This is a genomic window from Pseudoalteromonas sp. SG44-1 (assembly GCF_014164315.1).
Taxonomy (GTDB): domain Bacteria; phylum Pseudomonadota; class Gammaproteobacteria; order Enterobacterales; family Alteromonadaceae; genus Pseudoalteromonas; species Pseudoalteromonas rhizosphaerae.
Map to the genome: position 1 here is coordinate 1 of NZ_JACJEW010000061.1, position 22,514 is coordinate 22,514.

The window sequence follows — 22,514 nt, forward strand, 5'->3', positions numbered from 1 at the left end:
ACACTGCCATCCACTTGGAATGTGCCCTCTGCAAGTGGGGTCGGTACATCCACCGACCACGTACCATCTGCCAGTACCGTCGCGGTTAAGGTTTGCACAGCGCCAGTGGCATCAGTGACAATCACGCTGACGAGACCGCCAATTTCATCACTGCTACCAGTAATCGTTGGCGTGGCATCGTTCGTTGCAGCAAGTGGAACAATATCAAAAGTAGGCGCTTGGGTGTCAATTACTCCGCCGTTTTCAGTATCAGACGCGGTATTACCTGCCGCATCAGTGACGCTGGCATCCACTTGGAATGCGCCCTCTGCAAGCGGCGTCGGTATATCCACTGACCACGTACCATCTGCCAGTACCGTCGCAGTTAAAGTTTGCACCGTGCCGTTCGCATCTGTCACAGTGATGCTTACAAGCCCACCAATTTCATCACTGCTACCAGTAATGGTGGGTGTGGTGTCGTTGGTTACAGACAACGGATCAATATCAAAAGTCGGTGCAAGTGTGTCAATGATCCCCGTTGCCTGAGCATCACTTGTTAAGCCATTTACAGTGATACTTGCATCAACCGTAAATTCACCTTCGGCAAGCGCATCTTGTGCATCTACACTCCACACACCTGCTATGACGGTTGTGTTCAGAGTTTGGCTATTATTATTACTATCAGTAATTACCACGGTGATAAGTGTACCGTCAGGGGCATCAGACGTACCACTAATGGTTGGTGTTACATCATTGCCATCAGCAACCGTATCGATACTAATACTTGGTGCGTTACCATTTAAAATAAAGGTATCAGAGGCCGTTGCTTGATTACCTGCAGTATCCGTTATGCTCGCATCGACATTAATGGCGCCGTTTTGTAATGCAATAGGTACTTCTACTGACCAACTGCCATCGGTATTTACTATCGCGGTTAAGTTTTGTGAATTTACACCATCGGTAACAACTAAGCTCACAACACTGCCCGCTGGTTCATCAGTTTGACCACTAATGATCGGCGTACTATCGCTAACTGTATCTAAATTATCAATCGTTAATATGGGAGCGGTAGTGTCAATTATACCCGTTGCATTATCAGACACGATATTGCCTAAGCTGTCTGTTAATGTGGCATTAACGCTAAATCCACCCTCAACTAATGCAATTGTTGGTGTAACACTCCAATCACCATTATTGTCTACTTGTGTCGTTAATAATTGCGTTTGACCATCAAAACCAGTTATCAACACACTGACAGTATCACCTGCAACAGCATTAAGACTAGTTCCTGAAATGCTTGGAGTCGTGTCGTTTGTTTCTCCAATCACATCAATTGTCACTGATAGTAAACTCGAATCAATAAGACCGGTTTGCGTATCTGAAGCTTGATTACCAGCATTATCTGTCACTGATGCAGTAACGCTATAGCTCCCTTGCGCGAGTGCGCTGTCAACTTCGATAGCAAAACCTCCATCGGCAAGCACGCTGGTCATTAATGTTTGTTGCACACCATTTGCATCGGTTACAACAATAGTAACCATAGTACCAACTGCCACACCGCTGACTTGACCCGAAATAACCGGCGTATCATCAGCCGTATTTGCCAATGGCTCTAAATTAATAGTCGGTGCAGTAAGATCAATTAGGCCTTGCGCAACATCAGTTGCTTGATTACCCGCGGTATCTGTTACTGACGCAGTAATAGAAAACTCACCTTCGGAAATTGCTTGGTTAGTGCCAACTTGCCAACTACCATCAGCATTCACTGTAGTGGTTACAGTTTGCACTGTGCCTGCACTATCAACCAAAATCACAGTAACTAAAGTACCTGCTTCAACACCCGAGACTACACCTGAGATAATCGGAGTCACATCATTAGAATCAGCAAATGAGTCAATACTGATGGTCGGAGCAGTCAAATCAATTAGCCCTGTTTCGGTATCTTGGGCTGTGTTTCCTGCTGTATCTTGCGTTGTGGCTGTCACCGTATATGGCCCTTCGGCTAAAGCACTGGCCACTGCTATGCTCCAAACTCCACTGGCATTTATTTGTGTGATAACCGTTTGTTGCTGACCGTTACTATCTACAATGGTGACTGTTACTTGGCTTCCGGCAGCCAACCCTTGGGTAATACCTGAAATCGTCGGTTGTTGATCATTACTATCTACTAATGGATCGATATTGATCAGTGGGGCAGTTAAATCTATAGTACCCACTGCCGACGCTGAGCTGCTATTACCAGCTGGATCCGAAACGGTGGCTTGTACTGTATAATCGCCCTCCACCAATGCATTAATAACGTCAACTTGCCAATTGCCATTGCCGTCGGTTGTAGCCGTCAGCGTTTGCTGTTGCCCATCACTGCCTGTAACTAACAGAGTCACTGTTGTACCTGGCGGCACATCTAATACTGAGCCTGATATTAATGGTGTTGTGTCATTGCTATCGTTCAATTGATCAATCGAGATGACTGGACTGGTTAAATCTACTACACCAGCTGCACTATCTTCGGCTTGATTACCAGCGCTATCAGCGACGCTGGCTGTCACTGTAAATTGACCTTCAGCCAGTGCATCAACAACCTCTACAGACCAACTGCCATCAGCTGTAACCGAAGCAGTTAAAGCTTGCGCAACGCCGTCACTAGCTACAACGGTTATTGATACAAGCGTACCCGTAGCTACATCATTTACCGACCCCGTCAATGTAGGAGTCACGTCATTGGTATCAGCAATTGCATCAATCACAATTACTGGCGCGGTTAGATCTATAATGGCTGTAGTTTGTGCATTACCTTGGTTACCAGCTTCATCAACCGCATTTGCTTGAACACCATAAGGACCTTCAGCCAAAGCTGCGGTGGTAACACTCCAATTACCTTGCTCATCAATTTGCGTCACAAACGTTTGCACTTGCCCACTGCTATCAGTCACCGTAAGCGTTACATCATCACCGGCCACCAGCCCGACTACGGAGCCTGTAATTACTACCACTGGCGATGTCGAATCAGCAAGTGTATCAATACTCACAAGCGGTGCTGTGGTATCAATATCGGCAGCAATGTTATCTGAAATTGGATTGCCATCTGGGCCTGTTGCTGTAACTTCAACAACAATTGGGCCATCTGGTAATGGTTCTAATTCCGGTGAGGTGAAGGTGCCGTCAGGTTGCACAACAACATCAATCGTTTGTACATTACCCAAAGCATCGGTGATTGTAATTAATACTGTTTGACCCACTAAATTAGTCGATGCACCTGAAATAATCGGTTGCGGGTTATTAATTAAGCCAATGTCATTTAACTCTAAACTACCAATTAACGCGGTTTCGGGCACCACCCCATCGGTCGTATCACGAAGAGAAAAAATGCCATCATTGTTAGCTGTAAAACTATCATCAAAAGATAAACTACTTGGATCAATACCCTCAGCGATACGTGCAAGTTCCACAAAGGAAGTACCTCCACCAGAACCTGTTGCAGCATTACCACCAGCGGCAGTTGCTTCTAATGTATCCAGTAAATCACCACCACTTTCAAGGGCACTCAAAAAATCACTGACATCTTCACTTAAAGGAGAGGAGGATGCCTCATCTGCAGTATTCGGTTGGTTTAAGCTAGCAATGGCATCATCAATACTATCATCAAAAATTGTTGTTTCTGAGCTATCGCGGGTCGTTTCGGCAACAAGGTCGGGGGTGATTCTTACCCGTTGATTGGCAGGAATAGACAGAGACATACCTTTGATATCGATCATAACCGAGGAGTTCTCAGCAGTGATAATAACATCACCAACCGTCAGCGCGTCCCCCAACGATAATGCCCGAATTGAACCATCTTCTAAAACAATCCCAGCTGAGCCTTGAATGTCTATGATCAGTAATTGATTTGCGTCCATTTTGCTGCCTTTAATCAAGAGTTATACCTTTGTATTACTCAAATTTAGGACATCACAGCCAAAAGGATACTGGACTAAAGTACAGGTTTTGAATTTTTAAAATTGTATTAAAAGATTAAAAAACTGGTAGAAATTAATTTTTGTGCTTTATCAAAGTTCTATTTGCACAAATTGATTTCGTTGTCTAAAACTAAATTTAATTGCCCATAAATTTGGATCTAAGAGGACGAAATGGCTAAGAAAACTAACTTTACCGGTACTAGATTTACAACTCTAATTGGTTTGGTTTTAGCTGCAAATGGATTTACCCCCAATCTTTATGCAGAACAAACTTCGATCATGCCTTTAACTTATGTAGCCGACAAAGCGATTGCGAGCAACCCAGAAGTTCAGCAAGCTTGGCATGCTTTTAAAGCATCTGTTTATGGCATTGACGCAGCACAATCTGGGTATTTACCGACCCTAGACGCATCAATCAGTGCCGGCTATGAAAAGCGCAACTACGGCGTAGAAGATGAATACAATCGAAATACGGCAGAGTTAACATTACGACAAATGCTCTATGATGGTTTCCAAACATCTAATACAGTTAAACGCTTTGAGCGAATTCAGCTCATTCGCTATTTTGAAATGCTCTCCCAAGCAGAGCAAACCGCCCTGCAAGCAAGCGTTGCCTACCTTGATGTACAGAAGTTCACCACGTTAGTTGAGCTGGCACAAAAAAATCTTCAAGAGCATGAATCGGTTTATCAGCAAATTGAGCAAAGTGTTGGTGCTGGAGTTGCAAGAGCTGCCGATCTTGAACAGATCAGCGGCCGCCTATCACTTGCACAATCAAATGTAATGACTGAATACGCAAATCTCCATGATGTTAGCGCACGCTACTTACGCATAGTCGGCGAACTTCCTCAGCAAGGCACCGTGGCTGCAAAATTAAATGAAGACAGCATCCCCATTTCGATTAATCAAGCTCTTGATATTGCCTATAAAAACAGCCCAAATTTTTATGCATCGCTCTACAATATTGAAGCGCAGCAAGCAAATGCCCAATCGCAGAAATCCGCCTTTCATCCAAAGGTTGATTTATCCGCCCGATATGGCTCCCAAGATCGCGATGAACTTGGTTTTAATCAAACCCGTACCGAAGCCCGGGTTGGGATTGATGTACGTTACAATCTCTATAACGGGGGCCTCGATAGCGCTAATTTAGAACAAGCTTATCAAGAAGTTAATATTGCAAAATACCAGCGAGATCAATCCTGTATCGAAATTCGTCAAAATCTGCAAGTTGCTTATAACAATGTCAAAGTACTTGAAAGTAAATTACCAGCCCTTGACCAGCATCGCCGCTCATCAGACAAAGTAAAAGTTGCCTATAAAGATCAATTTGATATTGGTCAACGCACGTTATTAGATGTGTTGGATGCAGAAAACGAGTCATTCCAGTCAAACCGTTCCTATACAGCAGCACTTTATGAACGTCAAAGTGCCATATTAGCGATGCTAGCAGAAATGGGAAAACTACTTCCGACACTTAATGTAAGCTCAGACAAATTCCCGAAAATCACTGAATTAACAGATGATACTATTGCCCATAATGCCGAGTTTATCTGCCCTAAATACGATGTTGCAGCAACAATCAATCGGCAAGCATTTTTGCAAAAAAAAGCCCAACAAGATAACGCCTATATGAGCATGACTGCGATGCCCAGTTATCTCAATGCACCGACCTTAAATAGCAGTACATTTAGTGATGATGATAATGACGGTGTTGCCAACGAACAAGATGATTGCCCTTCGACCCCAACCTTGACTGAGGTAGATGAAAAAGGCTGCACTAAATACAACAGTAATACTAGTAACGTCGAGATCGGTATTCCGTTCGTGGCTGATTCAAGTGTTGTGCGCCCTGAGTATTTGCAAGAAATCGCACGCCTCGCTGATTTTTTAAAATCACACCCATCTAAAAATGTTGAAATACAAGGGCATGCTTCACTCGAAGGGCCTGCTCTTTACAATAAAAAACTATCAGAAAAACGAGCATTCTCCGTGGCTGAAATTTTAATTCAGCAATACGGTGTTGCCCCTAAACGGGTTAAGTCACTCGGTTATGGAGTAGATAAACCAAGAATTAATGAGATCTCTGTTCGAGCTAACGCCGCTAACCGCCGTATTGAAGCTGTGATCACAGACACAGAAACTGGCAATAGCTTTGTTGCGGCAAGTTATTAATCTGAACTAGTTAAACAATATAAAGTGATATTGGAAGCTATATGGAAATAGATGATGAAATCGGTCATGGTGGTATTTTAGTCGACTGCTTAGCAATTTTATGCCACTACCATGATCGTGAATTTTCCCGCGAAACCTTGCTAAATGGACTTCCTCTTGAGCAAGGTAATCTTACTCCTTCTGGTTTTTCAAGGGCTGCAAAACGCATTGGTTTTAAAACTAAAGTTGTAAATAAACAACTTATTAAAATCAATACGGCATTATTACCCGCTATTTTACTACTAGAAAATAATCAAGCCTGTGTGATCACTGCACTGGATCTGCAATTACACACCGTAGAAGTTATTTACCCTGAACTCAGCGATTCGGCAGTAACCTTACAAATTACAGATCTGAGCAAAAATGCCACTGATATTGTTATTTATACACGTCCTGAATTCACCTTTGATGCCCGCTCGCCAGTGCTGCAAAAACTATCTAAAGACGGCTGGTTTTGGGGCGTGATAAAAGAATGTCGATCCTTGTATAAAGACGTGATTATTTCAGCCATTGCACTAGGCGTACTTTCAATTGCGATGCCATTATTTGTTATGAACGTGTATGATCGAGTGGTACCAAATCAAGCTGTTGAAACACTATGGGTATTAGCCATTGGCGTATTAATCGCGCTGACCGCCGACTTCATTTTAAGGTTAGTACGCAGCTATTTTGTCGAACTCGCAGCAAGTCGTATCGACGTAAAAGTCTCCGCAGTTATTATGGAGCGAGTACTGGGTATGCAGTTAAAAAACCGCCCTACATCAGCGGGCTCATTTGCCAGCAATATCCAGTCATTTGAAGCTGTGCGAGGATTTTTCAGCTCAATCACGCTTATCGCTTTGGTTGATTTACCCTTTGTACTTTTATACCTCACCGTGATTGCTATCATTGGCGTACAGCTTAGTATCCCGATCATTGTCGGAGCACTGTTGCTACTATGCTATGCCTTAGCCGCCCACCGTAAATTAGAAGCGCTATCAGAGCAAACAATGAAAGCCAGTTCAATGCGTAATGCTATTTTAGTAGAGAGTCTCACCAATATCGAGGACGTTAAAAGCTTTCATAGTGAATGTAAAACCCAGGCTGCATGGGAAAAATCAACCATTTATATTGCTCGGGTTAATGCACAGAGCCGGCTGATCTCCGGTTCAATTGCTAACTCAGCCACTTGGCTACAACAATGTGTTGGCGTGATAATTATGATTATTGGGGTGCACTTAGTTATTGCTGGTGATTTAACCCAAGGAGGCTTGATCGCCGCCTATTTATTATCTTCACGCACTATGGGGCCAATCGGTCAATCTGCCGCTGTGTTAGCACAATTTCACCATGCCGCTATTGCCATGCATTCACTCAATGAAATAATGGAAAAAGAAATTGAGCGTCCTGCAGGAAAGCATTGGTTAAGTCACCCCGTTTTACGTGGTGATATAGAGTTTCATGATGTGCACTTTAAATATGCTGATGACAGTAACGAAGCATTATCAGGTGTATCATTTAAAATCAAAGCCGGTGAAAAAGTGGCTATCCTAGGACGTAATGGCTCAGGAAAAAGCACCCTAGAGAAGTTAATCCTAGGGCTGCATGAGCCAAATTCAGGATCAATTTTAATTGATAACACCGATATTCACCAAATAGATCCCGCAGAATTACGCCATAACATTGGTTATGTTCCACAAACTATCTCACTATTTTTTGGCACCCTCAAAGACAACATCACCTTAAGTGCATGGCACGCCAAAGATGAACAAATTATTAGTGCTTGCGAGCGTAGCCAATTATTCGATCTTATAAACTCTCATCCTGATGGCTTTGACCTACAAGTTGGCGAACAAGGTCGCTTACTTTCTGGTGGACAACGCCAAGCTGTGGGAATGGCTCGAGCATTGATCAATGATCCACCCATACTCATTCTCGATGAACCAACCTCAGCACTGGATCATAATAGCGAAGCCAAAATCATCGCCAATTTAAAACAACACAGCCAAGATAAAACCTTACTTGTTGTTACTCACAGAACCTCATTACTTGAGTTAGTCGATCGTATTATCGTAATTGATAATGGCAAAATTATCGCCGACGGTGCAAAAGCCAACGTTATCGCGTCTCTCAATAATCAAGCCGTAGAGCGTGCCTCATGAGTAAAAATAAAATCACTATAGAGCAACGCTCTTTTGAATCTGTCGGTCGTGCCATTGAGACTAGTAAAGGACAAAAGCCATCAATATTTAATAACTTATTTAAAGGCTGGTTATCCCCACCTAATAGCCAAGATTGGGTGGTCGATGCACAATGGGAAAAAATGCAACAGCAACCAGCCAGTGCCAAGTTACTGCTATATTTAATTTGTTTAAGTATGGTGTTGCTGGTTGTTTGGTCTGCATTTGCAAACCTAGATGAAGTTGCTCGTGGTGAAGGCCGAGTGATCCCATCAAATAAATTGCAACTGATCCAATCCTACGATGGCGGCATGGTAGAGCAAATTAATGTCCGCGAAGGGCAAATCGTCAATGCTGGCGATGTATTAATAAAAATAGACCCTACCAGATATATTTCGAACTTTAGAGAAAACCAGTCAAAAGTGTTGTCACTCAGTGCCAAAGTAGCGCGTCTTGAAGCTCAGACTAAAAAACAACCGTTAATTTTTGAGACTAAACTCACTGCTGATGCGCCGGGAGTCGTGATGCACGAACAAGCACTTTACACCAGTAATAACCAAGAGCTTGAACAACAAGTCGCAATTCATAAACGCCAATTAGAACAACGCCGTCAAGATCATATCGAAGCACAAGCAGCCCTGCAACAGCATAGCAATGCCTTACGATTAATAAACCGCGAACTACAAGTAACCCGCCCATTACTACGCTCAGGCGCAGTATCTGATATCGATATTATTCGTTTAGAACGCCAAGCTGTTGATTTAAATGGTGAGATAAACCGCACTAAGGCTGTTATTAATCGTAGCCTTTCTGCTATTAATGAAGCGAAGAATAAAGTAAACGAAGTCGAATTATCTATGATAAACCGTTGGAATAATGAGCTTTCTGAAGCACGGCTGCGCCTAGATGCAATTAAAGAAACCGAATCTGGTTTAGCAGATAAAGTCACCCAAACTGAAATTCGCTCTCCGGTTAATGGCACTGTGCAACGCCTGATGGTCAATACCGTCGGTGGCATTTTACAACCTGGTAGTGATGTACTTGAAATAATACCGCTGGATGACCAACTGATTGTAGAGGCCAAAATCCCTCCGAAAGACATTGCTTTTTTACGTCCGGGACAAGCTGCAATGATCAAATTTAGTGCTTACGATTTTGCGATATACGGCGGACTAAGCGCCGAAGTTATACAAATTAGTGCCGACACGATTACTGATGAGCGAGACAACACGTTTTATTTAGTACAGCTGAAAACGGACAAAAGCCACTTTGCCGAAAACCTAACAATTATTCCAGGAATGACAACTCAGGTAGATATTATTACTGGTAAAAAAACCGTGTTGGAGTACTTGCTTAAACCGGTATTACGAGCAACCTCATTAGCAATGACTGAGCGTTAATTAATATTATTCTTACATTTTTAATATGGAACTATAATGCGCCAAAGTGTCTTTATCACCGAAGCTAAGTTTATTTCACCTCACTGGCAAGCAGCCTACCCTGAATGTGAAATACGACAGCAACAACCACACAATATTACAGCAGATACTATTTTATGGATCTTAGCTGGCAGTCCTGATTGGCTTAGCGTAGTACAAAGGTACAGTAAAAATCGCATTCCAGTGATTGTGATGAGCAAAGAGTTAAACATGGCAGAACTCTGCGCTGCGCTGCAAGTGGGAGCTCGCGGTTATGTTGAAGCATTTGCCAGTAAGGTAATTATAGAGCAAGTGGCAGAAACCGTTATCAGTGGCGGCATCTGGTTACCGGGTCAGTTGCTATCAAATTTAGTCGGCGTGCTCTCAAAGCAGTCAATCAGTTATCAGCATGCTTGTGATCTAACACTATTAACCAAACGCGAACACCAAGTGGTCGATATTGTTGTCACAGGTGCCAGTAATAAAATGGTTGCAAAGCAATTAAACATTACCGAACGTACCGTTAAAGAACATATGAGCTCGATTTTTAACAAGCTCAAAGTTCGTGACCGTATGCAATTGATGCTCGCAGTAAAAGGAAGTTAAAAAATTGAGAATTCAATTTCTAATACTTGTGCATCTTCCGTAATGTTATAAATCAACCGCATTTTTCTACATTAAGAACCAGAGTACAAACGCAATACTATGTCCGTAGATTAGAGTCTACCTTGGGCAGAATACACAACCCTATATTTTATTCTTCCGCGCTTGCTTTTACTTCATCATCAACTGGTTGCGATACTATGCCATCGAATCCTAGCCCTTGTAATGTCACCTGATCTTCGGGGTTATTAACGCCCTCAGCAATGACTTTTATACCAATTGAATGAGCTAGTGCGCACACTCCTCTTAAAAAAGTCTGATTATCTTGGCTGTAACTAATATTGTGTCCGTAAATACTATCAATTTTAATCATTTCAAGACCTAACTCATGAATTTTATCTATTTTAGTGAAAGCTGGCCCGACCCGTTTCAGTGCCACTTTTGCTCCCATACTTTTCACTTGCATACAAAAATCTTTAAAAATAGTCAATTCAGCAACAGCTAAACTTTCACGTATATCAAAACAAATATGCGCTGCTAATTTTGGAAACGCCAATAAATAAGTCAATATCGCAGCAAGCGCGGCATCATCTAATAATGTTTCTTGTGATAATTCCACCGATATAAGTTTTAAATCCTCTCGCGCTTCAAATGTTTGTACCAGATATTTGATCAAGCCCCAGTCTAATCGAGCAAGTAACTTCAATCGCTTTGCCCATTGTAAGTAATAGCCACTACGATAGAGCTCACCATTGAGTAATAAACTTAAGCTCACTTGGTTTTGTAATAACTTACCCGAAAAAGATTTAACCGGATAAAGCAACACATCTAAGTCATTATTATCTAACGCGCGCTCAATCGCCTCACGCCAACTAGCAGCGTCAGAAAATAATTCATTGCGCTGCTTATTATTATTAATTTGAACCTGTATTGTCGGCTCTGCCACGGCGGCTTTTAATAAATTATCGACCCGTTTTAACAATGTAAAACGACTATCTTCACGCTCTATATAACTACAACTGTGTGGGATAGTTAAACCAATATGACTGTATTCTGCCAGTAATACTGCATGTTGTTTAAGTACCTTCGAACTCAGACTTTCGATATCATCAGTGTCATTTACCAATACCGCAAAATCGCTATGAGACATACGGGCAATATGACTTGCTGAAAAACGATCTTCATTGGCTTCTAAAAAAGCGACCAATGTTTGTGTAAAGCGGCGTAAAAAAGCCACCATCTCAACACGATTGATTTGCTCACTGATCAGGTCAAGATTGACAATACGAAATAAAAATAACGCGCCATGAGCATGTTCTTTTGATTGCTCCAATTGTGCTTCTAAAGTGGCACAAAAATACTCTCGATTCGCCAAGCCAGTTAATTCATCGTGCTGGCTTTTAAAACGAAACTCCTCTAAGCGTTTATTATCTTCTTTAATAATACGACTAAAGCGCGTTGACAGAAGATTCATCGAACTAACTAACCGAGCAAATTCATACGTTTTTGGTACTTTAGATTTAATAAAACGTTTATCACCTAGCGCATTTGCTTGCTGCACAACATCATCTAACGGGCGTAAAATTCGACTTAAAAAATGAGCACTCGCTATACATGCGGTAATCGCCACCATAAAAAAACTCCAGAATAATCGAATCGCGCTCTCCCATAGCGCTTGCTCTGTGTATTGACTATGGCTCTCTACATATAAAGTACCAAACTGCTGCCAGCCATCGCTCACTTGCGCAACGCCTGGCATCACATGTAATTGATAAAGATGATGAAACCAAAGTGGCGCCGATGTATCAAATTCACCACTAAATACTCGTTTTACGATCGGTTCACCTTGCGGGTCCTGCAATTCAATACGTTGGTAGTGCCCTGTATCAAAAGTAGCAGAAATAAGTAGCTCTAATTCAACATGATCTTTATGCAGCTGACTGAGCATTAAAGCCAAGCCATTAGCATTATCAATATTTTTTAAATACAACTGAGAAGAAAAATACTGTTTAGCCGAATACGTACTAATGAGCACACTACTGACGAAACCAATAATTATGACCACTAAAATAGCCAACCACAGTTCTTGGCGTAAAGTGATCTTACTTTCACGTTTAAATAAGGACATAAATGACATCACCAGATAATTCCTTCTTGTTGTGTTTGTTCAATAATTCGTCGCCAGCGAGATAACCTAGCAGTTGGATTGGCAACACTTTGGGTTGAGTTGTTCGCCCACAAGCCTTGGCTGTTAAAACTAAAAACGGGGCTTAGATCGGTGCGTTTAGCGGCAGGCAGTACTTTTGTTATTAAACTATCTAATATCAGCGGTTGTGCATTAGGAGTAACAAAATACCCCAACACCATATGCGCCTGAGTTTGTTTTGAGTTAGGACCGCCGATCTGTGCTTTAACGTAGATCAAACGTAACTTATCATCTTCAATGCCTAGTACTCGCAGACTAATATATTTAGCAATCGCATAATCTTCGCAGTCACCAAGGCCTTTGCCTAATGTTTCAAGTGGCGTTGCCCAGTAATCATTTTGCTGCCATAGCTCAATATCAGTACGATAGCGTAAGTTGCGAGCAAAAAAATCATTTACGATTAAGATTTTTTGTTGCTCAGTTTGATTCTGTGACTGAACCAACATCGTTTGCCAATTACGTGCTACCGCTACGCGCGTTGGTCCAAATTGCAGGTTCATTTTTTCTAAAAAGACATTAAACTGGATGGGGAGACGATCGGCAAAAACCACACTGGTAACTAATATAAACAATAGCGCAAAATGCAGTAACGGGCAGTTACTAAACTTTCGCAAAAGCATGCAGCAAAAGTGTAAAACTCTCACTGACGCGACCATAAGTATATTAATAAAAACCGAGTTATTTTTTTACGTGCCACAAGCTTTATTCAATAAAAAACATTAAATAAAGCATAGCACTGAAGTATTCACTGTGAGATATTTTAGCGTGTCTTTTGTTAGTTACTAACATAACTAACAACTAATTTATTAGATCAAGCGTTTTAGTAATAAGTTACTTTTTTAACTTCGCGTGGTTTAATTTCACCTATGTATAAGTCATGCACCCGCTTCATATCAAGTTGTAACTCTGTGGCATAGGTATCACCTACGGCATAGGTTTTAATTACTTGTGCGCCTTTAATAATCCCTTGTACTTGCCCTTGCAAGTGATCGTTTTGTGCAATACTGCCTTGCACTGTGGTGCCTGCGGTAATTTTTTGCCCATATACTTGCTCTGCCAGCTCACGATACGCTTCTAGTTTTGATGCTTTAATCGCCATTAATGAGCGTTGTGATTGGTTATCACCCGGTTGCGCACTGATCGGCGCATAACCCACGGCTTTTAGAATTGGGTAGTTATCTGGCTCAATATACTTATATTCCACATGTTTATCAAAAATACTGCTACAGCCAGCTAGACCTAAGCTTGCTAATATACAAATTGAAATCACAATACGCATGGCTTCTCTCACGCTTTAAAAGAATCATTAATAACTAAATCAATGCACGATCAATGCCATAATTAACTGCTATGACGGTTTTAAAGCAACCTTGCAAAACAATTGGTACAGTCCTTGCTCTGTCACTGTTAATAGCAAATGTATATTCATGGGGTTAGGGTAATGAAGCGAATTTTATCAATGGTAGTAATCGCCAGCAGTTGGCTAAGTATTAGTCTATTTTCCTCCCATACAGTTGCCCAATGGTATGAATCAACCGGCCATGCAAGCATTAAAAATGATGATATAAGTGCGGCAAAATCGGCGGCAATAAAAGATGCTATCACCCAAGCTTTAGTGTTCTCAGGGGCACGCGTCAGCTCAATGCAAACCTTAGTAGATGGGGTGTTAACCCAAGATCAACTAAAAATAAACAGCCATGGCGAAATTCAAAAGATAGAGATGATCAGCGAAGATCGTAAAGCCGATCAATTTGCAATTACTTTGCGCTTGGATATCTTCCCTCAACAAGAACACTGCCCTGCGAACCAATTTACTAAATTTGTTGCGATCACCCAAACACAATTAAATAATCGCGAACAAGCGAAGATGGGTCAAATATTTGACATTAATAAAGCCACCAGCGAAGCACTCTACAAAACGTTAAATCAATCGGCTATGAATGCTAAACCAACGGCTTATTTTAATTTTCCGATCCGCGTTGGCGAATTTTTTAATCAACAATACGATTACAGTAATGCCCTATTAGAAGAAATATCGAGCCGCAGTAATTCTCAGTATGTATTGTTAAGTCAAATTGTTGATATCTCAAATGGCGATAAACTCAATAACAGTTATGCTTTTTGGCAGGACGAAACCTACCAACGTTCATATAAAATAGATTTTGCCTTGTTTGATGGCACCACTTACGAGCGAATGTGGCAAAAAAGTTATCGCAGTCAAGCTATCTGGCCATTTGAAAAAACTGCAATTATTGACGTGTTTAGTGATAAATTTTGGAGTTCAGATTACGGCCAAAATATAGCCGACATAAACCAAACCGTTAGTTACGACTTACAAGCCGCAATGGCTTGCCTTGAAACCCAAGGTAAAATATTACATATAGAAAACAATAAGCTAATTATTAATTTAGGCAAAGCTCATGGTATTGAAAAAGGCCAACGCTTAAATATTGCACATCATAACTATTTAACGGATGCAGCGGGAAATAAAATGCCACACCTGATCACCACGCTCAATCAAATACAAGTTGAGCAGGTATATCAACAAAGTGCGGTTGCCGTCAGTATTGACCAACAACCACTGCCTAATATTCAAATAAATGATGTAGTAGAACTGACTAATTTAGAGCCTTAGTTAATTGTTGGTGTAAGCTTGGGTGCTCAATAAGCCAATTAGCAAGTAATTCAATGCCCGCTAAATGCGGGTAATGTTTACGACAGGCCAAAACCACACTTCGCTGTTGAGTTGGGAAGATTGGCAAGTAGCTAATACCTGCACGCTCTTTGCACGCAAGCTTAGGCACAAAGGTTACCCCATCATCCATAGCCACCAATGCTAATAAGGTTTCTAAGCTATTACCTCGGTACTCATTGGACACATCAACCCCAGCGGCAAAACAAAATTGCTGGGCTTGATCTTTAAAACAATGACCATCGCTGAGCATCAATAAACTGCACTCTTGTAGCTCATCTAACGCTATTTTACTGCGTTTTGATAAACTATTTTGCGCTGACATAGCAACCAAAAAGTCTTCTTTATACAATTTAACTGTATGATAAAGTTTAAGTTCAGGCACATCTGCTAATATAGCAATATCTAACTCACCGTTATCCAGTGCGCTTAATATAGTCGCGGTTTGCATCTCAACAAAAGCAAATTGGCTATCAGCAAACGCTTCTTTCATCGAGGTGAGTAAGGTGGGTAATAAATACGGTGCAATCGTTGGAATAATGCCTATTCTTACTTTACCTTGTAGTGGCGACGATGACGTTGCTGCTAGCTCTTTTAATATTTGGGTTTGCTCTAAGATCACTTTGATCTGTGTCAACAAACGTTCACCTTGAGCCGTTAAAGTAACCTGCTTAGTAGAGCGGTCAAATAAAGTAACACCCAGCTCTTGTTCAAGTTTTTTAACCTGTCCACTGAGAGTGGGTTGACTGACAAAACATGCATCGGCGGCTTTACGAAAATGCTTAAAGTGCGCAATCGCTTTTACGTATTCAAGATCTTTTAAATTCACTGCAAACTCACAATTAATCGGTAATACCTATCATACTAATATAAACAAACGATTGGAGCTATTATAACTTTCACGACATAATGGCTATCAACAAATCAAGAGGAACTAAAAAACATGTTAAAGAATATTGAAGGTCAAACAATTCCACAGGTTACATTTGCAACACGTCAAAATGACGAATGGAAATCAGTAACTACCGATGACATTTTTAAAGGTAAAACAGTGGTTGTGTTTTCACTACCCGGTGCATTTACACCAACCTGTTCATCAACTCACTTACCACGCTACAACGAATTAGCTGGTGTACTTAAACAAAACGGCGTTGACGACATTGTGTGTTTATCAGTAAACGATACCTTTGTAATGAATGCATGGGCTGAGCATCAAGAAGCACAAAACATTACCTTATTACCAGACGGTAACGGCGAATTCACTGACGGCATGGGCATGTTAGTTGATAAAAACGATTTAGGTTTTGGCAAACGCAGCTGGAGATACTCTATGCTGGTTAAAGATGGCGTAATTGAAAAAATGTTCATCGAACCAGATTTACCTGGCGACCCGTTTGAAGTATCAGATGCAGACACTATGCTTGATTACATCAACCCTAAACAAGTTAAACCAGAGCCGGTGAGCATTTTCACTAAACCTGGCTGCCCTTTCTGTAAAAAAGCGAAAGCATTATTAACAGAGAAAGGCCTAGTATACGAAGAGATCACTATGGGTGCCGGCGCATCACTGACTAGCCTAAAAGCTATTTCAGGCCGTGAGACCGTACCACAAGTATTTATCGGCGGTAAGCACATTGGTGGCTCTGACGATTTAGAAAAATACTTTGCTTAATTAAGTAATACCTTAAGCAAATAATAAGGGGCAGCAATGCCCCTATCCATACCCTTTTTAAATACCCATTTTAAATACCTATTTTATTAACTAATTTAAAAACCAGTTTTTTAATAAAATTGGTATTGAGGACATCACCATGAAAGAACTAAACACAGACGTTGTTGTAATAGGTGCTGGCACCGCAGGTTTAAGCGCTTACCGCAATGCAAAACAACACACGTCTAACGTATTAATGATTGAAGCAGGCCCATACGGTACAACCTGTGCGCGTGTTGGCTGTATGCCAAGTAAATTACTTATTGCCGCCGCAGAAGCCGCCCATGCAATTGAAGCCGCGCCAGCCTTTGGTGTGCACAGCTCAAAACCAAGCATAAACGGTGTTGAAGTAATGGCACGCGTGCGCAATGAGCGTGACCGCTTCGTAGGTTTTGTAGTAGAAGCCGTCGATGACATTCCAAGCGATGATAAAATAGTAGGCTACGCAAAATTTTTAGATGCCAATCGCGTACAGATTGACGACCATACAATTATTACCGCTAAGCGCTTTGTAATTGCTACCGGCTCTCGCCCTTCATACCCTGGGGTATTTAATAACTTTGGCGACAGACTGATCATTAACGATGACGTTTTCGATTGGCAAGACTTGCCAGAGTCAGTTGCTGTATTTGGCCCTGGTGTTATTGGCCTCGAAATTGGCCAAGCGCTACACCGCTTAGGTGTTAAGGTAAAACTATTTGGTGTGGGTGGCGCGATTGGCCCAATTACCGACCCAGTTATAAAAGACTACGCAAATACTGTATTTGCTGAAGAATTTTTTGTCGATACCGATTCAAACGTATCCGATATGAAACAAATAGGCGATAAAGCGCAGCTTACCTATGTAGACAAAAACGGCAACAAACAAACCGAGCAATTTGATTACGTACTTGCCGCGACGGGCCGCGTACCAAACACCGACAAACTCGGTCTTGAAAACACTGGCATTGAGCTTGATGAACGTGGCGTACCAATCGCTGATAAACACACAATGCAATGTGGCGACTCCAATATATTTATCGCCGGAGATGCCAGTAACATGATCCCACTACTGCATGAAGCGAGCGACCAAGGCTCCATCGCAGGGCAAAACGCGGGGCGTTTCCCTGATGTACGTATTGGCCTGCGCCGAGCGCCAATTGCAGCCGTTTTCAGCGACCCACAAATTGCTATGGTCGGTGAAACGTACAAGCAAATAACGGCTCGTTATGGTGAGTGTGGTTGTTTTGAAATTGGCGAGGTCAGCTTTGAAAACCAAGGCCGCAGCCGCGTAATGTTGAAAAACAAAGGTCATATGCGTTTATACGCAGAGCAAGGCACAGGCTTATTTTTAGGTGCTGAGTTTATTGGCCCACAAGCTGAGCATATCGCCCACCTACTGGCATGGGCTGTACAAAACAAAATGACTGTACCACAAATGCTCGACATGCCATTTTATCACCCAGTGATAGAAGAAGGCCTACGTACCGCACTGCGTGATTTAAACGCTAAGCTGAAATTTGGCCCAGATATCATTAACCAATGTATGGAATGTGGCCCTGGAGCATAAATAATAAAAAGCCAGTTAATTTAATTAATTGGCTTTATTACATATGATAAACTGCCAAATTATTAATTTTTTACAAGGAATGATTACATGGAAACTGACTTTTCTACTTTTGAAGAAGCGTTATATTTAGATAGTAAAAAAGCATTCAAGCAAATTTTAGCTGACTTGGGTGATGATATTTATGTAATCGGTTTTTATCACTCTGGTAGCTGTTCATTTTTACCTATGTTCAATACTCATACTGATTTTCAAAGCACATTTGAAGACGAATATGACTGCGAAGAAGATGACCGTTTACTCGCTAAATGGAACGTCAGTGACTTTCCATCATTAGAAGATTACTCAGAATATTTTGAACACAGTAGTGAAATTCTACAAACACTCGACAATGACGATAGCTATGAAATAGTCAGTGATGAAGAAATCCAAAAATATTGGCAAGCATGGTTATCAACCTTAGAGCGCGTGTTAACTCGCTTAGATAACGAAGGTATATTTTCAGAAGGTGTAGAGCGAAACTCAATCACGCTTGCCATACTCGCTTACGATGAAACTGAAGATGAGCAATTTTCACGCATTAAACGCATGAATCCGCCCGCTGTTTTAGCAACTATTGAAACCGATTTTGAAACAATGATTGCCAGCCGTAACGAAGCAGAGCAATTAGCGATGGCAGAATTTGAGCGTATGTTACAAGAGCGTTAGTTTTTAATAAATAGCTCTATATTGGCGCATAGTAAGTAATTGAGTAAAGACGAATTCAGCTATGGCTGCATTTCAATAAAATACATTAAAGCGAGCCTTTTTATAGGCTCGCCAAGTAGCTAAAAGGAATTTTATATGTGGTTTGAAAAACTGACAGGCTTTAGTGAAGAATCCCCGTTACAAGTGCATAAAAATTTATCAGTTAACGGTAATATTTTAAAATCTCATATTAATGCAAAGGAATATCATTGCGGCTTATTAGAAACACCATCATTAGCCGAATTAAGAAATCGCGTTAATTATAATAAAGCGCTAGATACAAAAAACTCTATTCGTGAAATCGTTGCGAATGTTCAAGACCTTCATACTGATAAGAACAATGTCGGCGCATTATTCCAGGTTGCCTCCCAATTCAACCTCTTAGAAATGGTTTCTCCTGATGTTACACCTGAGCACGGTGTCGATGGCTATGAGTATGATCGTACTCAAGGACCTGCTTGCGCTATAGCTGCAGGTGCCGGAACTATTTATCGAAACTATTTTGCAAACGTAAATGGTGAAATTGGTCAAACGGCTAATAATCAGATCGATTGCCTGAGTGACATTGGTGCCGCATTAGGAAATAAAAATAACCGTCTTTGGCAAATGAAAAATGGTTATGCTTTGGCATCTGAAGAAGGTTTAATAGAAATAAATGAAAAAATTAACTCTGCGACTAAATCTGAACTCGACAAATTAAAAGCTTTGTTACGCATTGGCATCCAATGGGATACAGAGGTGACACTAAATGATCTAAAGCAAACAGTCAGCCAAGTTTATTGTTCAGCGCTTCCTGTCGCATATTCACAAATACCTCCAACGTTATGGGCTAATTTTGCCAAACTGATATTAGAGGCTTGTTACGAAGCAACAATATGCTCTGCTATTTTGAACTATCAAAAAACTGGAAACAATAAAGTATACCTAACACTTATTGGTGGTGGCGTATTTGGTAATGATAGACAATGGATTTTACAAGCCATTGAGCGCGCCTTGAAACTATACGAGTACGCAGACCTTGATATATTTATTGTAAGTTACGGCTCTTGTGATCCTTATGTTCAAAAATTCATAGATAATTTTTCAAAAAATAAATGATAACTACAATAAAAAGCTAGCGTCATTAATAACGAAACCTTACCAACATAAGCTTTAAGAGCGTTGGTAAGGCGCTAGCCTTTTAATTGTTAATCCAATGGCTTTTTATTTCATTAAGGCTTGCTTAGTAACAACTTTATCACCATGACTTGGCGGCGTTGAGGTAACAATAAAACCAGCTCGTCCGCAGCGTAGTTGCATAACTGATGCACTAACCCCGCTGGCACTGTAGGCCTTGTTGCGGGTTTTATATCGCTAACAAAGTCGCCTGCCCATTAAGTACAAAAAAGAACGGCTCTGCAAACTCATGCTTATGCGACTGCTCCCCGTCGGCACTCGCTCTTGGATCACATTCAATGCAGTACTCTTCACCAAATGCCAACCATCACAATTATCACCCTTATGCCCCCAGTTATAATGTTCAGCGTTATCGACTGAAATAGGCATTGCCATATCTTCGCTATCCCTTAAAAGCTACTGCACAACAAAGTAAAACATCACCGTTTAAAATAGTAGTCAATTTAATTTATACAAGGAAACCACACTTATTCGCGCATAAAAGTGTGAAAAAAACACACTTATTAGCGCATAAAAGTGTAAAAACTTGCATTTATTCGCGCAATAAAGTGTAATTAATCATCTAGTGAGTAATACGAGACCTGCCATGCAACGATTAATTTTAGAAAAGTTATTAGATTGGAAATCTAAGCCAGCACGAAAACCCTTATTAATTGATGGCGCTCGCCAAACAGGTAAAACTTATTTATTACAAACTCTATTAGGCAGTACCTTTGCAAACGTGATTCGAATCGATTTTTTAGAGTCCCCGCAAATGAGTGAAGCATTCGCAGATTCGTTATCCCCCGAAAACGTACTATCTAATATAGAGCTACTTACAGGAAAAACGTTTGACCCTAATACAGATCTACTGATCCTTGATGAAATAGGCGAATGCCCTAAAGCAGTCACGTCCCTCAAATACTTTGCTGAACAAGCGCCGCACATGCATATTGCCGCCAGTGGTTCTAATATCGGTTTATTAAACTCCTTTCCTGTAGGTAAAGTGGAGCAACATAATCTGCGCCCTCTCACATTTCGTGAGTTTCTGATCGCCTCGAAAGAAACCGCTCTAATTAAGGCATTTGCAGCACAAACAAACTCAAGTGCAGCACATAGTAAATTATTCTCAAAACTCACTGATTATTACTTTACGGGTGGTATGCCAGAGGCTGTAAGTACATGGTTCGATTTATCTGATCACAGTATCATTGACCGCGTTCAAGCTGTAACAGACATTCATAAAAATTTAGTACTGGGCTATCAACGAGACTTCGGCAAATACTCAGGAAAAGTAGATGCAGGTTTAATCGAGGCTGTATTTAATAATGTTCCAGCACAGCTATCATCAGTGATGGATGAATCGGTTAATCGCTTTAAATTTAAAGGGATGCACGATAAAAAATCTCGCTATAGTGATTTTGAAAGCGCTATTTCTTGGTTAAATAAGTGCCGCTTGATACTCAAAAACCACCCTATTGATGGCACACCTAAAAGCCCACTAGCAGCATATAAAAAAGATAATATAGTTAAATTATTTCTTTTTGATGTGGGCTTATTAAATCATATGCTAAACATTGGGTATAAAGAAATAAAACAACAAGGCTATGAATACAAAGGCTTTGTGGCCGAAAACTTTGTACAACAAGAGCTCGCTGCGCAAGGTATTGACCCAACATATTCATGGGGAGATGCAAGAGCGGAGATCGAATTTGTGGTCTCTGATGACGAAGGCAACATACTGCCTATCGAAGTAAAAAGTGGTAAACGCACCAAAGCAAAATCACTACAATCGTACATAAATAAATGCCAGCCCATCAAAACAATTAAACTCACAGGCACGCAAGGCTCATCACCACTGGAAAAGGAGTATATTGTCCTCCCGCTCTACTACAGTGAATATGCAGTAAGCAAACACCTGAGGCTGATGAATTGATAAAAGATAGACCTATCAGATTGCACACCAATTTAAACATCGTTGAGAAAACTGGCGGGTGCTTACAAAGTGATCTGCTCCAGCCAGACTGGACACTTCATTAAGCGACATTTTTATTTTCAAAGTTAACTGGACTTAGATACCCGAGAGCACTGTGCCTTCTTGTCCGATTATAATCAACCTCGATGTATTCAA

16 protein-coding genes are annotated in these 22,514 nt (G+C 41.1%); 10 read left to right on the top strand and 6 right to left on the bottom strand.

Features of this window, described 5'->3' with window-relative positions:
- On the bottom strand, positions 1–3,875 hold a 3,875-nt coding region (locus H5187_RS19600), incomplete at its 3' end, for a retention module-containing protein (protein ID WP_182798194.1).
- A 231-nt stretch (positions 3,876–4,106) separates the two neighbouring features.
- Between H5187_RS19600 and H5187_RS19605 the strand changes: the two genes are divergently transcribed.
- The 4 genes from H5187_RS19605 to H5187_RS19620 are packed head-to-tail and all read left to right on the top strand — an operon-like array spanning position 4,107 to position 10,329.
- Positions 4,107–6,107 (top strand): TolC family outer membrane protein, encoded by a 2,001-nt coding sequence (locus tag H5187_RS19605; protein ID WP_182740705.1) that lies wholly within the window; start codon positions 4,107–4,109, stop codon positions 6,105–6,107.
- Between the two features lie 41 nt (positions 6,108–6,148).
- Positions 6,149–8,287: a type I secretion system permease/ATPase gene (locus tag H5187_RS19610; RefSeq protein WP_182762301.1), complete on the top strand. Its 2,139-nt coding sequence runs from the start codon at positions 6,149–6,151 to the stop codon at positions 8,285–8,287.
- Entirely contained in the window at positions 8,284–9,705 is a 1,422-nt protein-coding gene (locus H5187_RS19615; RefSeq protein WP_182762303.1) for an HlyD family type I secretion periplasmic adaptor subunit, read from the top strand. The genes H5187_RS19610 and H5187_RS19615 overlap by 4 nt, the downstream gene beginning before the upstream one ends.
- A 36-nt stretch (positions 9,706–9,741) precedes the next feature.
- Positions 9,742–10,329, top strand: coding sequence for a response regulator transcription factor (locus tag H5187_RS19620; protein WP_182719450.1), 588 nt, complete (start codon positions 9,742–9,744; stop codon positions 10,327–10,329).
- Between the two features lie 148 nt (positions 10,330–10,477).
- On the opposite strand, the gene H5187_RS19625 is transcribed toward H5187_RS19620, so the two are convergent.
- The 3 genes from H5187_RS19625 to H5187_RS19635 form a co-directional block, all read right to left on the bottom strand.
- Positions 10,478–12,463: a LapD/MoxY N-terminal periplasmic domain-containing protein gene (locus H5187_RS19625; protein WP_220491374.1), complete on the bottom strand. Its 1,986-nt coding sequence runs from the start codon at positions 12,461–12,463 to the stop codon at positions 10,478–10,480.
- Positions 12,463–13,146, bottom strand: a complete 684-nt coding sequence (locus H5187_RS19630; protein ID WP_246175533.1) for a transglutaminase-like cysteine peptidase — start codon at positions 13,144–13,146, stop codon at positions 12,463–12,465. Before H5187_RS19630 ends, H5187_RS19625 begins: the two co-directional genes overlap by 1 nt.
- A gap of 206 nt (positions 13,147–13,352) precedes the next feature.
- Positions 13,353–13,811: an LPP20 family lipoprotein gene (locus H5187_RS19635; protein WP_145239567.1), complete on the bottom strand. Its 459-nt coding sequence runs from the start codon at positions 13,809–13,811 to the stop codon at positions 13,353–13,355.
- A 162-nt stretch (positions 13,812–13,973) separates the two neighbouring features.
- On the opposite strand from H5187_RS19635, the gene H5187_RS19640 reads away from it, so the two are divergent.
- On the top strand, positions 13,974–15,167 hold the full coding sequence (locus H5187_RS19640) for a flagellar assembly protein FlgT (protein ID WP_182740701.1): 1,194 nt from the start codon (positions 13,974–13,976) through the stop codon (positions 15,165–15,167).
- Here the strand turns inward: H5187_RS19640 and H5187_RS19645 are convergent.
- Positions 15,151–16,053: a LysR substrate-binding domain-containing protein gene (locus H5187_RS19645; protein WP_182794269.1), complete on the bottom strand. Its 903-nt coding sequence runs from the start codon at positions 16,051–16,053 to the stop codon at positions 15,151–15,153. The genes H5187_RS19640 and H5187_RS19645 overlap by 17 nt on opposite strands.
- A 114-nt stretch (positions 16,054–16,167) precedes the next feature.
- Between H5187_RS19645 and H5187_RS19650 the strand changes: the two genes are divergently transcribed.
- From H5187_RS19650 to H5187_RS19670, 5 genes are all read left to right on the top strand, one after another.
- On the top strand, positions 16,168–16,896 hold the full coding sequence (locus H5187_RS19650) for a glutathione peroxidase (RefSeq protein WP_145239576.1): 729 nt from the start codon (positions 16,168–16,170) through the stop codon (positions 16,894–16,896).
- Positions 16,897–17,035: 139 nt separating this feature from the next.
- On the top strand, positions 17,036–18,484 hold the full coding sequence (locus tag H5187_RS19655; protein ID WP_182794270.1) for a dihydrolipoyl dehydrogenase: 1,449 nt from the start codon (positions 17,036–17,038) through the stop codon (positions 18,482–18,484).
- 87 nt (positions 18,485–18,571) lie between these two features.
- Positions 18,572–19,189 carry a DUF4303 domain-containing protein gene (locus H5187_RS19660; protein WP_182794271.1) on the top strand — a complete coding sequence of 206 codons (618 nt, stop codon included), beginning with the start codon at positions 18,572–18,574 and terminating at the stop codon, positions 19,187–19,189.
- A gap of 135 nt (positions 19,190–19,324) precedes the next feature.
- Complete coding sequence (locus H5187_RS19665; RefSeq protein ID WP_182740698.1) at positions 19,325–20,326, top strand: hypothetical protein; 1,002 nt, start codon at positions 19,325–19,327, stop codon at positions 20,324–20,326.
- Between the two features lie 664 nt (positions 20,327–20,990).
- The gene (locus H5187_RS19670) at positions 20,991–22,319 is read left to right on the top strand and encodes an ATP-binding protein (protein ID WP_182719458.1); all 1,329 of its coding nucleotides are present in this window, start codon (positions 20,991–20,993) and stop codon (positions 22,317–22,319) included.
- A 100-nt stretch (positions 22,320–22,419) separates the two neighbouring features.
- Here the strand turns inward: H5187_RS19670 and H5187_RS19675 are convergent.
- Positions 22,420–22,514: IS3 family transposase (locus tag H5187_RS19675; RefSeq protein WP_182761394.1), on the bottom strand; the 95-nt coding region annotated here is incomplete at its 5' end.

What these genes read in the sequence shown, in the direction of transcription:
- H5187_RS19610 (WP_182762301.1), top strand. Translation starts at nt 6,149, where the DNA reads ATGGAAATAGATGATGAAATCGGTCATGGTGGTATTTTAGTCGACTGC.
- H5187_RS19660 (WP_182794271.1), top strand. Translation starts at nt 18,572, where the DNA reads ATGGAAACTGACTTTTCTACTTTTGAAGAAGCGTTATATTTAGATAGT.
- H5187_RS19655 (WP_182794270.1), top strand. Translation starts at nt 17,036, where the DNA reads ATGAAAGAACTAAACACAGACGTTGTTGTAATAGGTGCTGGCACCGCA.
- H5187_RS19670 (WP_182719458.1), top strand. Translation starts at nt 20,991, where the DNA reads ATGCAACGATTAATTTTAGAAAAGTTATTAGATTGGAAATCTAAGCCA.
- H5187_RS19635 (WP_145239567.1), bottom strand. Translation starts at nt 13,811, where the DNA reads ATGCGTATTGTGATTTCAATTTGTATATTAGCAAGCTTAGGTCTAGCT.
- H5187_RS19640 (WP_182740701.1), top strand. Translation starts at nt 13,974, where the DNA reads ATGAAGCGAATTTTATCAATGGTAGTAATCGCCAGCAGTTGGCTAAGT.
- H5187_RS19650 (WP_145239576.1), top strand. Translation starts at nt 16,168, where the DNA reads ATGTTAAAGAATATTGAAGGTCAAACAATTCCACAGGTTACATTTGCA.
- H5187_RS19615 (WP_182762303.1), top strand. Translation starts at nt 8,284, where the DNA reads ATGAGTAAAAATAAAATCACTATAGAGCAACGCTCTTTTGAATCTGTC.
- H5187_RS19620 (WP_182719450.1), top strand. Translation starts at nt 9,742, where the DNA reads ATGCGCCAAAGTGTCTTTATCACCGAAGCTAAGTTTATTTCACCTCAC.
- H5187_RS19625 (WP_220491374.1), bottom strand. Translation starts at nt 12,463, where the DNA reads ATGTCATTTATGTCCTTATTTAAACGTGAAAGTAAGATCACTTTACGC.
- H5187_RS19605 (WP_182740705.1), top strand. Translation starts at nt 4,107, where the DNA reads ATGGCTAAGAAAACTAACTTTACCGGTACTAGATTTACAACTCTAATT.
- H5187_RS19665 (WP_182740698.1), top strand. Translation starts at nt 19,325, where the DNA reads ATGTGGTTTGAAAAACTGACAGGCTTTAGTGAAGAATCCCCGTTACAA.